The sequence below is a fragment of the Rhizobium grahamii CCGE 502 genome (genome assembly GCF_000298315.2).
GTDB lineage: Bacteria > Pseudomonadota > Alphaproteobacteria > Rhizobiales > Rhizobiaceae > Rhizobium > Rhizobium grahamii.
Window position 1 is genome coordinate 496,223 of sequence record NZ_AEYE02000029.1, and the last position, 15,013, is coordinate 511,235.

Below are 15,013 nucleotides of genomic sequence, written 5' to 3' on the forward strand. Positions count from 1 at the left end.
AATCGCGTGATGCAGCCAGCAGACAACGACAACAACGAAACCCTGGCGACTGAGGCCGCCGAGGCTCCTCGGAAGTTGCTATCACCGGCTGCCAAGCGCGCGCTTGCCGAGGCCGAAGAACGTCGCCGAAACGAGAAGCCGGTAGAAATGCCTGCAGAGATAGGTGGCCGCGGCGGCGCAGATCCCTCGCGCTTTGGAGATTGGGAAATCAACGGTAGGGCGATCGATTTTTAAGTAAATATTCCTATTGACTTTTACTCATTATCGGAATTTATTCCTTTCATGAGAAAGATTGCTCCCTTCGTTGCGCTGGCCCTTGTTGCGACCCCTATAACGGCCGTTGCTCGCGACGAAATAAAGGGGCCTGTTTCGGCGGAAATCCTGAGAGTGATCGATGGCGACACGCTGCTGGTCGAAGCGCGTCCTTGGCCACAGCAGACAATGGAAGTGTATGTCCGGATCCGCGGAATCGACGCGCCCGAAATGCACTCTAGCTGCGCTGAAACAAGGCGCGCCGGGATCGACGCGCGCCATGCCCTCGAAACCCTGACATCCAGATCATCGGAAATCCAGCTGACGCAGATCGCGGGCGACAAATATTTCGGCCGCATCCTGGCGAACGTCACCCTTTCAGATGGCAGGAATCCGGCTCAGGACCTGCTGGAAGAAGGGATCGTCCGGACCTACAACGGCGGCCGAAAACCGCGGGAGACCTGCGCCGCAGAGAATTGAAGCCGTCCCGATCGCTCGGAGCGGCTTTTCTTCTTTATGCGGTCGCCTTGTTCTGGCGGTTGGCGATAAGGTCGTCGACGACTGCCGGATCGGCAAGCGTCGAGGTATCGCCGAGAGAGCCGAAGTCATCTTCGGCAATCTTGCGCAGGATACGGCGCATGATCTTGCCCGAACGCGTTTTTGGAAGACCCGGGGCAAACTGTATCTTGTCAGGTGCAGCGATCGGGCCGATTTCGCTGCGAACATGCTTGACCAGTTGCTGGCGCAAATCGTCCGAACCTTCGTTGCCGGCCATCAGGGTGACGTAGCAATAGATGCCCTGACCCTTGATCGGATGCGGATAGCCGACGACAGCTGCCTCCGAGACAAGGTTGTGCGAAACGAGCGCGGATTCGACTTCGGCGGTACCGAGGCGGTGGCCTGAAACATTCAGCACGTCATCGACGCGACCGGTGATCCAGTAGTAGCCGTCCTCATCCCGTCGGCAGCCGTCGCCGGTGAAGTACTTGCCCTTGTAGGTCGAGAAGTATGTCTGGATGAAGCGCTCGTGATCGCCGTAGACGGTCCGCATCTGACCCGGCCAGCTATCGATAATGCAGAGGTTTCCATCGGCGGCACCTTGGAGCACATTGCCTTCATTGTCGACCAGCTGCGGCTTGACGCCGAAGAACGGCGTCGTCGCGGACCCCGGCTTCAGGTCGGTTGCGCCCGGAAGCGGCGTGATCATGTGACCACCAGTTTCCGTCTGCCACCAGGTATCGATGACAGGGCAACGCTTGTCGCCAACGACATTGTAATACCATTCCCACGCTTCCGGATTGATCGGCTCGCCGACTGTTCCGAGCAGACGCAGGCTAGAGCGCGACGAGCGGGTGACGAAGTGGTCGCCAGCCCCCATCAGTGACCGGATCGCCGTTGGCGCCGTGTAGAAGATGTTGACCTTGTGCTTGTCGATGACCTCCCAGAACCGGCCCTGGTCCGGGAAGTTCGGTACGCCCTCGAACATCAGTGTCGTCGCACAGTTCGCAAGCGGTCCGTAGACGATGTAGGAATGGCCGGTGACCCAGCCGACGTCGGCGGTGCACCAGTAGATATCGCCCGGATGGTAGTCGAAGACATACTCATGGGTCATTGCCGCGTAGACGAGATAACCACCCGTCGTATGCAATACGCCCTTTGGCTTTCCCGTCGAGCCGGAGGTGTAGAGGATGAAGAGCGGATCCTCCGCCCTCATCTTCACCGGCGGGCACTCCGGCTTAACCGTGGCGATTTCCTGATGGTACCAGAGGTCGCGGCCCGGTGCCCAGCCGGTCTTGCCACCCGTACGGCGCACCACGAGCACCTTGTCGACGATAACATGCTGGCGGGCGGCGATATGAATCGCCGTGTCGGTATTGTCCTTCAGTGGAACAGGTTTGCCGCCGCGGACGCCCTCGTCGCAGGTGACGACGAAGGTGGATTCGCAATCGACGATACGGCCGGCCAGTGCTTCTGGGGAGAAGCCGCCGAACACCACCGAATGGACAGCGCCGATGCGTGCGCAAGCGAGCATCGCGTAGGCCGCCTCCGGGATCATCGGCATGTAGATCGTGACGCGATCACCCTTCTTGACGCCGTGCTTCTTCATGACGTTCGCCATGCGGCAAACATGCTCGTAAAGCTCATTGTAAGTGATCTTCTTGTCGACGTACGGGTTGTCGCCCTCGAAGATGATTGCCGTCTGATTGCCGTTGGTCTTCAGGTGCCGATCGATGCAGTTGTACGAAACGTTCGTCTGCCCGTCCTCGAACCACTTGATCGAGACCCTGCCCGTAAAAGACGTGTTCTTGACCTTCGTGTAGGGCTTGAACCAATCGATCCGCTTCCCATGCTTGCCCCAGAATTTGTCAGGGTTTTCGACGCTTTCCTCGTACCATTGCTCGTACTTGGCCTTATCGATAAGCGCATGGTTCTTCACCGGTTTTTGCACCGGGTAGATCTTTTCGGACATGGAACTCCTCCTCACTCGGACACCGGACTGAACGAAGCAGTCCGGCTTGGCTCTAGGCATTCATAGCAGGTCGCATTTGCCCGGCAATTAGACAAAGGTCATTTCATTCGTGATCAATTGCAATTCTGCGTCACTGCGGTTATATAGCGCCATATTTCCCGGACATAGTGGTGACAATCCACGGACCGCGACACCGGCGCGGACGACAGAAGGACTATATCCATGGCTCAACAATTGCTCATGCCGAAGGCGACTGCCATCTGGCTCGTCGACAACACAGCCCTGTCATTCGACCAGATCGCTCAGTTTTGCAGACTGCATCCGCTCGAAGTGAAGGCAATTGCCGATGGCGAAGCTGCGCAAGGCATCAAGGGTCTCGACCCCATAGCAACCGGTCAACTCTCACGCGACGAAATCGCCCGCGCAGAAAAGAATCCGGCGCATAAGCTGAAGCTCTCCGAGCCCAAGGTTCGCGTTCCCGAATCCAAGCGTCGCGGTCCGCGCTACACACCGGTTTCGAAGCGCCAGGATCGTCCGAACGCCATTCTCTGGCTGGTGCGCAATCATCCGGAACTGAAGGATGCGCAGATTTCGCGGCTAGTCGGTACCACAAAGTCGACAATCGAACAGATTCGCGAGCGCACTCACTGGAACTCCGCAAATCTCGCGCCGATGGACCCGGTGACACTCGGTCTCTGCAGCCAAATCGATCTCGACATGGAAGTCGAGAAGGCCGCGAAGGGCCGTCCACTGCCGACGGCCGCCGAGCTTGGCGCGACCTTGCAATCCGCGCATGAGACGGAACGTCTGACGAGCCACGATCGCGAAGAGGAGAAGGAAATCGACGCCGATGCCGTCTTCGCAAAGCTCAAGTCGCTGAAGTCTTCTCCGAAGGATGAGGACGAAGACGATCAGTACTGATTGTTTTTGGTGAGTAATTTAGAAGGCCCTGCGTAAGCGGGGCCTTTCTATTTTGTACTCTACATTGGCGGAGAGCCGAATCCGCGCTTGCGCAGCGCTTCAGCAATCTCCTCGAGAATTACCGGATCGTCGATCGTTGCCGGCATTTTCCACGGCACGCCATCGGCGATTTTCTGGATCGTGCCGCGCAAGATCTTGCCAGAGCGGGTCTTGGGAAGGCGGTCGACGGTTATCGCCGTTTTGAAAGCAGCCACCGGGCCGATCGCTTCCCGGATGAGCTGCACGACCTCCGATTCGATCGCTGATGTTTCCCGTGAAACATTCTTTTTAAGGATAAGGAAACCGCAGGGTACCTGACCCTTCAACTGGTCGGCAATTCCGACCACCGCGCATTCGGCGACATCCGGGTGCGTGGCACAAACCTCTTCCATTGCGCCCGTTGATAGGCGGTGACCAGCACAGTTAATGATGTCGTCCGTGCGCGACATGATGAACAGATAACCATCCTCGTCGATGTAACCGGCATCTGCCGTTTTGTAATAGCCAGGAAATTCAGCCAAATAAGCTGAGTGGAAGCGCGCGTCGGCATTCCACAGAGTGGGCAGACAACCGGGAGGCAGGGGGAGCTGGACAACGACGTTGCCAAGTGTCCCCGGCGCAACCGCGTGGCCGGCGTCATCAAGAACGTGGATGCTGTAGCCGGGCATGGGGACCGAGGGGGAGCCATGCTTCACCGGCAACACCTCAAGGCCGAGCGGATTCGCCACCATCGGCCATCCGGTTTCGGTCTGCCACCAATGATCAATCACGGGAACATCGAGCATACGCTCGGCCCACTTCAGTGTCTCCGGATCAGCGCGCTCTCCCGCCAGAAACAGAGCCCTGAAATTCGGCATGGAATACGTCTTGAGGTGAACACCTTCGCTATCTTCGCGGCGAATGGCACGGAAGGCGGTGGGGGCGGTGAAGAGAACGCGAACGTCATGCTCCGAAGCGATTCGCCAGAAGACGCCGGCATCGGGTGTGCCGACCGGCTTGCCTTCAAAGATCACACTGGTGGCGCCTGCCAGCAGCGGCGCATAGACGATGTAGGAATGCCCGACAACCCAACCGATATCGGAGGCAGCCCAGAAGACTTCACCCTGCCGGATGCCGAAGATGTTCGCCATCGACCAATTGAGGGCGACCATATGACCGCCGTTGTCGCGCACAACGCCCTTAGGCTGGCCCGTGGTACCCGATGTGTAGAGAATATAGAGTTCGTCCGTAGCGCCGAGGGAAACGCATTCCACCTTCACTCCACGGTTTCTCGCAACAGCAGCTTCGAAATCCTCATCGCGACCATCGACTAGGTCTGCCGCAAGCTGCGGCCTCTGCAGGACAAGACAATGGGCTGGTTTTGACTTGGCGATGGCGATCGCTTGATCGACCAAAGGCTTGTAGGGCACCACCCGTCCCGGCTCGAGCCCGCAACTTGCGGTCACGATTAGTTTCGCTCCCGAATCGTCGATGCGCGCGGCAAGCTCGTTTGCGGCAAAGCCACCAAACACGACGGAATGGACAGCGCCGATGCGCGCGCATGCAAGCATGGAGAAGACTGCTTGCGGCACCATCGGCATGTAGATGATAACGCGGTCGCCCTTTCCAATCCCACGTTCGCGCAGAGTCGCGGCGATGGCGCTCACTTCGGCAAGGACTTCACCGTAGCTAAAGATGGTCTTCGCACCGCCAATGGGGCTGTCGTAGATGAATGCGGTGTCGCCGCCGCGACCTGCCCGAACATGGCGATCCAAGCAATTATAGCAAGTATTGGTTTCCCCCCCGGGGAACCAACGGCCATATGGACCGCCCTCCCGTGAAAACGTCAGCTCCGGCTCTTTGAACCAGTCAATTTCTGCCGCCGCCTCCTGCCAGAAGGCCTCGGGATCGTCCTTCCATCTGGCATAGGTTCGCTGATAGCCACCCTGCATCTGCTCCTCCCCAGGACATGCAAGTTACCTTAGCAATCTAGGAGAGGCTGGGCAGGAGAGGAAGCCCGACGAAAGCAGCGTATCAGCGGGCGCCGAAAATTGCGGATCCCACGCGGACGCTGGTCGCCCCAAAGGCGATCGCCGTTTCATAGTCCCCGGACATTCCCATCGACAATTTCTCGATGCCGCCAGCCCTCGCGAGCTGCGCCAGCAACGCGAAATGCGGGCCTGGATTTTCGTCTGCGGGCGGAATGCACATCAATCCCTCAATGGCGAGGCCGAGCTCGTCGCGGCAAAAAGCGACAAACTGCATCGTCTCTTTGGGTGCGATTCCCGCCTTCTGCGGCTCAAGCCCGGTATTCACCTGAACGTAGAGGCGAGGGGTCTTCGCCTGAAGCTTCATCTCATCGGCAAGTGCGCGGGCAATTTTTTCGCGATCAACAGTTTCGATGACATCAAACAGCGCCACTGCTTCCGCTGCCTTGTTCGACTGCAGAGGTCCAATCAGATGGAGTTCGATGCCGGGTGTCTCAGCTTTCAGATCAGGCCACTTTCCCTGGCTTTCCTGGACCCGGTTCTCGCCAAATATTCGCTGTCCCGCCTGGAGCGCTGGGCGAATCGCGTCTGCGTCGAATGTCTTCGAGACGGCAACCAGCTGAACCGACCCATCCGGTCGTCTGCCTTGCAGCTCGGCTGCTGCAATACGCGAGCGCACATCGTTCAATCGCTCTTCTAGTTCCATCGTTCGCCTCGAGATGTCGCGTGAGAAGATTGCCATGCACTAAACGCCCGGGCTGTGCTTGCCAAGGCCCACATGCTTGAAATCGTGGCTGGAAGACCGAGATCGGGAGGTGCTGGCGCCCGTAAAACTTGACGCTACCGTGGTTTCATGGTGAAGGTCACCACCAACTTCCCCTGATTTTCTGGAAATACGAATACCATGGCTACCGAACGTTATAACCCGCGCGATGCCGAACCTCGCTGGCAGCAGAAATGGAACGAGGCGAAGGTCTTCGAGACCGACAACAGCGATCCGCGCGAGAAGTATTACGTCCTCGAGATGTTTCCGTATCCGTCCGGTCGCATCCACATGGGCCATGTGCGGAACTACGCGATGGGCGATGTCGTCGCCCGCTACAAGCGCGCTCGCGGCTACAATGTCCTGCATCCGATGGGCTGGGACGCTTTTGGCATGCCGGCTGAAAACGCGGCGATGGAACGGGGCGTCCATCCCGCGTCCTGGACCTATCAGAATATTGCCTCCATGAAGTCCCAATTGAAGGCGATGGGCCTGTCGTTGGACTGGAGCCGCGAATTCGCAACCTGCGACGTCGCTTACTACCAGCACCAACAGCATCTCTTCCTGGATTTCCTGGAGAAGGGGCTTGTCTATCGCAAGCAGTCGAAGGTCAATTGGGACCCGGTCGACAACACGGTACTCGCCAACGAGCAAGTGATCGACGGCCGCGGCTGGCGTTCAGGTGCGCTGGTCGAGCAACGAGAATTGACGCAGTGGTTCTTCAAGATCACCGACTTCAGCCAAGATCTGCTCGACGCGCTGGACACGCTTGATCAGTGGCCGGAGAAGGTCCGGCTCATGCAGAAGAATTGGATCGGACGCTCCGAGGGCATGATGCTGCGCTGGGAGATTGTCCAGCAGACGGCGCCAGCCGGAGAAACCGAGATCGAAGTCTATACGACCCGACCGGACACTTTGTTTGGTGCCTCGTTCCTGGCCATCGCGGCCGACCATCCGCTGGCGAAGGATGCTGCGGCGAAGAATCCGGCTATCGATGCTTTCTGCGAAGAATGCCGTCGTGCCGGCACCTCGCTCGCGGCGCTGGAAACCGCGGAGAAGAAGGGCATCGATACCGGGATTCGGGTAAGGCACCCTCTTGATCCCTCATGGGAACTGCCTGTCTATGTCGCGAACTTCGTTCTAATGGACTATGGCACTGGAGCGATTTTTGGTTGCCCATCGGGCGATCAGCGCGACCTCGATTTCGCACGCAAGTACGGTCTGCCCGTTGTTCCGGTTGTCATGCCAGCAGATGGCGATGCCGCGACGTTCAGCGTCGGCGACGTGGCCTATGACGGTGATGGCGTAATGATCAATTCGCGTTTCCTCGATGGCAAGAACACAACTGAAGCATTCGAGATCGTTGCCGACCGCCTGACATCAATGACGCTCGGCAATGCTCCACAAGGAGAGCGCAAGGTGAACTTCCGCCTGCGCGATTGGGGCATTTCACGCCAGCGCTATTGGGGCTGCCCGATACCGGTCATCCATTGTGATGACTGCGGTGTCGTTCCCGTTCCGAAGAAGGATCTGCCGGTAAAGCTGCCCGAGGACGTTACCTTCGATCAGCCCGGCAATCCACTCGATCGTCATCCGACGTGGCGGCATGTCGGCTGCCCGCAGTGCGGCAAGGATGCGCGGCGTGAAACCGACACGATGGACACCTTTGTCGATTCGAGCTGGTATTTCACGCGCTTTACCGCACCCTGGGAGGACAAGCCGACCGACGCCAGCGCTGCCAATCGATGGCTCCCGGTCGATCAATATATTGGCGGCATCGAGCACGCCATCCTGCATCTGCTCTACTCGCGTTTCTTCACCCGAGCGATGCGCGAGACGGGTCACGTCGACGCCAAGGAGCCGTTCAAGGGTCTCTTTACGCAGGGTATGGTCGTGCACGAGACATACAGCCGCGGCTCGGGAACGAGCCGCGAATGGGTCGCGCCCGCCGACATTCGCATTGAAGAGCTCGACGGCAAACGCCGCGCCTATCATCTCTCCGACGGGGAAGAAATCGCGATCGGATCGATCGAGAAGATGTCGAAGTCAAAGAAGAATGTCGTTGATCCGGACGATATCATCGCATCTTACGGTGCCGACACTGCCCGCTTCTTCGTCCTCTCGGACTCGCCGCCGGAACGGGATGTCATCTGGTCGGAAGCAGGCGTGGAGGGAGCCCACCGGTTTACACAACGGTTGTGGCGTTTGATTGCTGAAGCCGCGGATAATCTTAAAGGTGTCGCTGTGACTCCGGCTAAGGATGGCGAAGGGCAGGCGATCTCGCAGATCGCCCATAAGACGCTGAAAGCTGTTCAGAACGACTATGATCGACTGTGGTTCAACAAGGCTGTCGCGCGGATTTATGAACTCGTCAATGCGATTGCATCGCCGCTGACCAAAGTCGCCGCGGGCGAGGGCGACCTCGCCTATCGCGCTGCCGTGCGTGACGCTGCGGAGATCCTTATCCAACTAGTGGCGCCGATGACGCCCCACCTGGCCGAGGAATGCTGGGCAGCGCTCGGCAACAGTGGTTTGCTGGCACACACCGATTGGCCGCGTTACGATGCCGCCCTCGTCGTTGAAAACGATGTGGTTTTGCCGGTTCAGATCAACGGCAAGAAGCGCGCCGAATTGACAATTTCGCGCGACGCAGATCAGAATGCCGTCACCGAGGCCGTATTAGCATTGGACGACGTTAAGAGGGCTCTGAACGGTCAGGCGCCCAAGAAGATCATTGTGGTTCCGCAAAGGATTGTGAACATTGTCGTTTGATATCGCTTTCAAGCTGGTGCGTGGCACCGGTATTGCCGCAATCCTTGCGTCGACGGCCTTTCTCGCATCCTGCCAACTTCGGCCCCTTTATTCGGAGAGCTCGGGCGTCGCCGGCAGGCTCTCGTCGGTCGGCTTCTCGGAAGCGACCAGCCGTGTCGGGCAAGAGGTTCGCAATCGGCTGATCTTCATCGCGTCACGCGGCGCCGGCGAGCCTGCGAACCCCGACTACGAGGTGGAATTGAGCGTTCGGTCGAACATCATCAGCACATTGCTCGTCGCGTCGTCGGATGAGTCGCTGGCTGGCCGTGCAACGGTCAGCGTCGACTATACCCTGAAGTCGACGAAGGACGGCCATGTAATAAAGGCCGGAAACCGCTATGCGACGGCCCTGCTTGATTTTCCGGGTCAGGAGTTTGCGAAGCAGCGTGCCATTCGTGATGCCGAAAATCGCGCAGCGCGGCAGGCCGCCGAGTTCGTTGGCGCCGATATCGCGGCTGCGCTCGGCCGCTGAGGAGCGGAAGCGTGGTGGAAATCAAATCGCATGAGTTTGAAGGCTTTCTCGAGCGATCCGCCCGCAACTACCGCCTATTCGTCATCTACGGACCAGATCGTGGCCTTGTTTCCGAGCGCGCAACACTAATCGCGGGCAAGACCGGAGTTTCGCTCGACGATCCCTTCTCCCTGATAAAGCTCGACGTTTCCGATTTGCAGCGGGATCAAGGCCGTCTACTGGACGAGGCAGGGGCAATCGGCCTCTTCGGCGGGGACAAACTTATCTGGATACGCGGAGCGGCGAACGAGAAATATCTCGTCGACTCTCTCCAGGCTTTATCAATCGACACGCCGGACGCCACGTACGTTATCGTCGAAGCTGGGGATCTGAAGAAGGGATCCCTACTGCGAAAGGCAACCGAAGCGGCCCGCAATGTGGTGGCGATCCCCTGCTACGCGGATGACACCCGTGCGCTAAACAGCCTCATAGACAGCGAACTCTCGAGCGCCGGGATCGGCATCACGCCGGCCGCACGGCAAGCTTTGCTAGAGCTCATCGGGGGAGATCGTATTGCTTCGCGCAATGAACTGCGAAAGCTCGCACTCTATTGCCGCGGAAAATCGACGATCGAAGAACACCACGTTACGGAGATCATTGGCGACGCCAGCGCGATCTCCGTGGATGACGCCGTCGATGCGGTGCTGAACGGCAATTCGGCAAATTTTCTGCACGCGATGCAGAAGATTATATCGTCCAAGACCGCCGTATTCCTTGTTGTTCAGGCCTGCCTAAAGCAATTTCAACTGCTTGACGCAATGAAGACGGAGATGGACGAGAAGCGATTGCCTGCTGCGCAGGTCATGCAGGCGTTAGGCCGCCACCTTCACTTTCGACGAAAGCCAATCATCGAGCAGGCACTCCGAACCTGGTCCGCTGAGGCCTTGGCGCGGGAGGCAAATCGTCTGCAGGCCGCAATTCTACAAACCCGCAAGCGTGCTGTCTTAGAAGACAGCATCGTCCTACAAACGCTGCTTTCAACGACGCTACAATCGGCACGTCGGTAGCTTCTACCTAGCGACGCTCCAGAAGTCGGCAGATTTCTTCCAATTGTTCCAATGACTTATAAGAGATTCGAATCTGTCCGCCGCTTGCTTTATGATTGATCGCAACGTCCAGGCCGAGTGCATCCGACAGAGTCCGCTCCAAGGCGAGCGTGTCCGAATCCTTCTGATCCTTTTGGTGCCCTGCAGCCCTTGGCTCTGATTGAGCCTTAATATCGCTTTGAGCCAGTCGTTCGGCGTCGCGCACCGACATACCCTTTGCGACAATTGTGCGGGCGAGGGCGGTCGGATCGGAGGTCGGCACCAAGGCTCGGGCGTGGCCAGCCGAGAGGCTACCCGCAGCCAACAAGTCGCGAACCGGCTCCGGCAACTTCAGGAGACGCAGCGAATTCGCAACATGACTACGACTCTTGCCGATAATTTCGCCGAGATCATTCTGCGTATAACCGTACTCCGCCATCAGCTGATCATAGCCTAGCGCCTCTTCCAGCGGATTGAGGTCGGAGCGCTGCACGTTCTCAACAATCGCGATCTCGAGCGCAGTCTTATCATCTACGTCGCGCACGATCACCGGGATTTCTACGAGGCCGGCTAACTGCGCCGCCCGCCACCGTCTTTCGCCGGCGATGATCTCGAACTGATTGCTTGCAAGCGTGCGAACTACGACCGGCTGGACAATACCGTGTTGACGGATAGAACTCGCGAGTTCATGCAGTTCGCCATCATCAAAGAAACGCCGCGGGTTCCGCGGGTTCCGGCTGACGAATTCGATCGGAACCATACGATCGGCGCTGACGCCCGGCTTTGCGGTATCAACCGGAATCGGCTGATCCATCTCGCCAATCAATGCAGCTAAGCCGCGACCAAGTCTTCTCTTCGAGACATCATCGTTCATGAATAACTCGCCATTCTTTCTTCAAATCACGCCGCGAGACGTTGGCGCTCGCGCTGGATAACCTCAGATGCCAACTGGAGATACGCCTGGCTCCCGGCACACTTCAGATCATACAGAATTGCCGGCTTTCCATAGGACGGCGCTTCCGAAACGCGAACATTTCGCGGAATCAACGTGTGGTAGACTTTCTCTCCGAGGTGGGTGCGTACATCGTTAACAACCTGTTGCGCCAAATTGTTGCGAGAATCGAACATTGTCAGCACGATGCCTTGGATATCGAGGTTGGGGTTAACGGTACGCCGAACCTGATCGACAGTCTCCAAGAGCTGACTAAGACCCTCGAGGGCGAAAAATTCGCATTGCAGTGGCACAAGCACCGAATGCGCCGCAGCCATCGCGTTCATCGTCAGGAGATTGAAGGAGGGCGGGCAATCGACAAGAATATAGGAGAAGCGGAAAGCATCCTCTTTGGCTACAGCCTTCTTCAGCTTGAAGACGCGATCACTTTGGCTCGCGATTTCCATCTCGACACCGAGCAGATCCATTGTCGAAGGCACTATATATAGGTTGGGTACTGCAGTCTCCTGCGCCACCTCTTCCACAGAGCAATCATCCAAAAGCAAGTCATAGGAAGATAGCCGGCGATGTTTCCGGTCAATACCCAGGCCGGTGCTGGCGTTGCCTTGGGGATCGAGGTCAACGATCAAAACACGCTCGCCGATCGCAGCCAGGGCGGTCGCCAGGTTGATAGCCGTCGTCGTCTTGCCAACGCCGCCCTTCTGATTTGCAATGGTGATTATACGATTTCGTTCGCCAGCCATAGCCAAAGCCCGATCTGTTAAGCCAATCGTCGAGTGTTGAAGATCTCCAGAATAACGGAATCCTCTTCGACAGCGCTCTTATGTTCTAACAGATCGAATCGCCACTCACCACGCGCTTTCTCGATCTCGGCGCGGTAATCCCGTCCTTTATGGAAATAAGCACGAAGATTCGCATTCTTCTGCGACCACGGCTCGACATAGACCAGGAGCCTTGTGAGGTCTGCAAGCGCTCGAGCAGAGACAAAATCGCATCTTTCGATAATCGCCGGAGCGTCTTCGATTCGCTCGATGTGTATGGATCCTCTGGCACCGGTCTCGCGAAGCGCCGCGCGGAGAAACGCAGCCTTCTTGCGGTTGCTCTCAACCAGATGAACCCATCCACCACCGAGTTCGGCAAGCATAATAGCCGTTACGACGCCAGGGAAGCCACCGCCGCTACCGAGGTCAACCCAGGTGAGGGGCGACGATTGGATCTGAAAGATTTGAGCGGAGTCTGCAATATGTCGGTTCCAGGCATCATTTAGCGTGGACGGTGCAGTGAGATTGATAGTCTTTGCCCACTTCTGGAAAAGGGCCACAAAATGTTCAAGGCGCTCCTGTGTTTCACGTGAAACACGCCGACCGTTTAGGTGCATGATAGGACTCTCGTAAATTGCAATAGGCGCTTCAGCCTGATGCAGCGGCGCTAAAGACGCCACGTCTCAAGTGAACGAGCAACAAGGAGATGGCGGCTGGTGTCATGCCGTCGATCTTAGCGGCTTGCGCGACGTTGTATGGGCGTATATTGTGCAACTTGTGCTTTAACTCGTTCGATAGACCGGAGAGGACGTCGAAGTCAAAGTCGCCTGGTATCGTCAGGTCCTCATCCCGCTTCACCTGCGCGATATCAGTTGACTGCCGCTGCATATAGACCGCATAGCCCGCCTCAATCTCCAGGGCATCAGCAACCCGACTGTCAATACCAGACAACTCGGGCCAAATCTGCCGAAGATCGTGTAGGCTAAAATCGGGATACGACAGAAGATCATAAGCCGAGCGGCGCTGGCCATCCTGATTCAACTTAAGTCCGAAGCGGCTGGCCTCGTTTGGGGTCACTGACAGCACCTTAAGACGCGTGCGACCCGCCTCCAACGCCTCACTATATGCTTGAAAGCGATCACGGCGGCCGGATGAAGCGCTCCCGATTTGAATCGCCAACGGCGTCAGGCGAACATCTGCGTTGTCTGCCCGCAGCGACAGCCGATACTCTGCACGGGAGGTAAACATCCGATACGGTTCAGCAACACCGCGAGATGTTAGATCATCGACCATCACTCCGATATACGAATCAGTGCGACTAAAGTGAACCTCGCTCTGGCCGCCAGCCAGGCGGGCGGCATTGATGCCAGCGACGAGACCCTGAGCTGCCGCTTCCTCATAGCCCGTTGTACCGTTGATCTGCCCAGCCAGAAACAGTCCAGGCATCTTCTTGACTTCCAGCGACGGCTTCAGTTCGCGAGGATCCACATGATCGTATTCGATCGCGTAACCCGGCTGCAGAATCTGAACGCGCTCAAGACCGGGAATCGTTCGGATAAATGTGTCCTGTATCTCGGCAGGCAGCGAGGTCGAGATTCCATTGGGATAGACCGTCTTGTCCTCGAGACCCTCAGGCTCAAGAAAAACCTGATGTCCGTCGCGTTCGCCGAACTTCACCAGCTTGTCTTCAATTGACGGACAATAGCGCGGGCCGACTCCCTCAATTTGGCCCGAGTACATTGCGGATCTCTTGAGATTCTCAACGATGATCCGATGCGTTGCCTCGGTGGTGCGTGTCACGCCACATTCGATCTGCGGATTCGCGATCTGATCCGTCATGAACGAGAACGGGACGGGCTCTTCATCAGCACCCTGTCGGCCGACACTCTGCCAATCGATGGTAGTGCCATCCAGGCGCGCCGGGGTGCCGGTCTTGAGGCGTCCGAGCCGCAGACCGAGACTCATAAGCGTATGAGAGAGGCCAAGCGACGGTTCCTCACCAACACGACCAGCCGGTATCTTCTTCTCGCCGATGTGAATAAGACCGCGCAGAAAAGTTCCGGTGGTTAACACTACAGAGCCGCAGGAAAGAATCCGGCTATCTTTCATGACAACCGCTGCAACACGATTTTCTATTATCGTCAGATCGAACGCATCACCTTCGATCACGGTAAGATTTTCGACGCTTTCGATTTCCGCGAGCATCGCTTCTCGATACAGCCTGCGATCCGCCTGGGTGCGCGGGCCACGAACAGCGGGGCCCTTCTTCCGGTTCAACATACGGAATTGAATACCGGCGGCGTCGGCCACCCGTCCCATCAACCCATCCATGGCGTCGATCTCTCGAACCAAGTGGCCTTTTCCAAGTCCGCCAATCGCCGGATTGCACGACATGATACCAATGGTGTCGCGGCGATGCGTGACCAGCGCCGTCTTGGCGCCAAGACGCGCAGCGGCCGCAGCGGCTTCACATCCGGCATGTCCGCCGCCGATGACGATGACATCGAACCGTGAGGTGTTCATTCTTCGCGCTCCTGAGAT

At 57.7% G+C, this 15,013-nt stretch carries 13 protein-coding genes; 6 read left to right on the forward strand and 7 right to left on the reverse strand.

The window, feature by feature from the left end; genetic code table 11:
* The first annotated feature begins 9 nt into the window (after nt 1-9).
* Both RGCCGE502_RS24195 and RGCCGE502_RS24200 read left to right on the forward strand, forming a co-directional pair.
* On the forward strand, nt 10-234 hold the full coding sequence (locus RGCCGE502_RS24195) for a DUF1674 domain-containing protein (RefSeq protein ID WP_016556834.1): 225 nt from the start codon (nt 10-12) through the stop codon (nt 232-234).
* Between the two features lie 48 nt (nt 235-282).
* Entirely contained in the window at nt 283-732 is a 450-nt protein-coding gene (locus RGCCGE502_RS24200) for a thermonuclease family protein (protein WP_016556835.1), read from the forward strand.
* Nucleotides 733-766: 34 nt separating this feature from the next.
* Here the strand turns inward: RGCCGE502_RS24200 and acs are convergent, their stop codons facing one another.
* Nucleotides 767-2,722 carry an acetate--CoA ligase gene (gene acs, locus RGCCGE502_RS24205; RefSeq protein ID WP_016556836.1) on the reverse strand — a complete coding sequence of 652 codons (1,956 nt, stop codon included), beginning with the start codon at nt 2,720-2,722 and terminating at the stop codon, nt 767-769.
* A gap of 222 nt (nt 2,723-2,944) precedes the next feature.
* Between acs and RGCCGE502_RS24210 the strand changes: the two genes are divergently transcribed.
* The gene (locus RGCCGE502_RS24210) at nt 2,945-3,643 is read left to right on the forward strand and encodes a DUF1013 domain-containing protein (RefSeq protein WP_016556837.1); all 699 of its coding nucleotides are present in this window, start codon (nt 2,945-2,947) and stop codon (nt 3,641-3,643) included.
* Nucleotides 3,644-3,702: 59 nt separating this feature from the next.
* Here RGCCGE502_RS24210 and RGCCGE502_RS24215 read toward each other — a convergent pair whose 3' ends face one another.
* Together RGCCGE502_RS24215 and RGCCGE502_RS24220 are read right to left on the reverse strand one after the other, a co-directional pair.
* Complete coding sequence (locus RGCCGE502_RS24215) at nt 3,703-5,613, reverse strand: propionyl-CoA synthetase (protein ID WP_016556838.1); 1,911 nt, start codon at nt 5,611-5,613, stop codon at nt 3,703-3,705.
* Nucleotides 5,614-5,695: 82 nt separating this feature from the next.
* Nucleotides 5,696-6,355: a YggS family pyridoxal phosphate-dependent enzyme gene (locus RGCCGE502_RS24220; protein ID WP_016556839.1), complete on the reverse strand. Its 660-nt coding sequence runs from the start codon at nt 6,353-6,355 to the stop codon at nt 5,696-5,698.
* 198 nt (nt 6,356-6,553) lie between these two features.
* On the opposite strand from RGCCGE502_RS24220, the gene leuS reads away from it, so the two are divergent.
* From leuS to holA, 3 genes are read left to right on the forward strand one after another with little or no spacing between them, the layout of a single operon-like run.
* Nucleotides 6,554-9,184 carry a leucine--tRNA ligase gene (gene leuS / locus RGCCGE502_RS24225; RefSeq protein ID WP_016556840.1) on the forward strand — a complete coding sequence of 877 codons (2,631 nt, stop codon included), beginning with the start codon at nt 6,554-6,556 and terminating at the stop codon, nt 9,182-9,184.
* Entirely contained in the window at nt 9,174-9,695 is a 522-nt protein-coding gene (lptE, locus tag RGCCGE502_RS24230) for an LPS assembly lipoprotein LptE (protein ID WP_016556841.1), read from the forward strand. Before leuS ends, lptE begins: the two co-directional genes overlap by 11 nt.
* An 11-nt stretch (nt 9,696-9,706) precedes the next feature.
* A complete protein-coding gene (holA, locus tag RGCCGE502_RS24235) occupies nt 9,707-10,741 on the forward strand; it encodes a DNA polymerase III subunit delta (RefSeq protein ID WP_016556842.1) in 1,035 nt (344 codons plus the stop codon).
* Between the two features lie 7 nt (nt 10,742-10,748).
* Here the strand turns inward: holA and RGCCGE502_RS24240 are convergent, their stop codons facing one another.
* From RGCCGE502_RS24240 to mnmG, 4 genes are read right to left on the reverse strand one after another with little or no spacing between them, the layout of a single operon-like run.
* Nucleotides 10,749-11,633, reverse strand: coding sequence for a ParB/RepB/Spo0J family partition protein (locus RGCCGE502_RS24240; RefSeq protein ID WP_016556843.1), 885 nt, complete (start codon nt 11,631-11,633; stop codon nt 10,749-10,751).
* A 26-nt stretch (nt 11,634-11,659) separates the two neighbouring features.
* On the reverse strand, nt 11,660-12,454 hold the full coding sequence (locus tag RGCCGE502_RS24245; protein ID WP_016556844.1) for a ParA family protein: 795 nt from the start codon (nt 12,452-12,454) through the stop codon (nt 11,660-11,662).
* Nucleotides 12,455-12,471: 17 nt separating this feature from the next.
* Nucleotides 12,472-13,089 carry a 16S rRNA (guanine(527)-N(7))-methyltransferase RsmG gene (gene rsmG / locus RGCCGE502_RS24250; RefSeq protein WP_016556845.1) on the reverse strand — a complete coding sequence of 206 codons (618 nt, stop codon included), beginning with the start codon at nt 13,087-13,089 and terminating at the stop codon, nt 12,472-12,474.
* 31 nt (nt 13,090-13,120) lie between these two features.
* Nucleotides 13,121-14,995, reverse strand: coding sequence for a tRNA uridine-5-carboxymethylaminomethyl(34) synthesis enzyme MnmG (gene mnmG / locus RGCCGE502_RS24255; protein WP_016556846.1), 1,875 nt, complete (start codon nt 14,993-14,995; stop codon nt 13,121-13,123).
* Between the last annotated feature and the right edge of the window lie 18 nt (nt 14,996-15,013).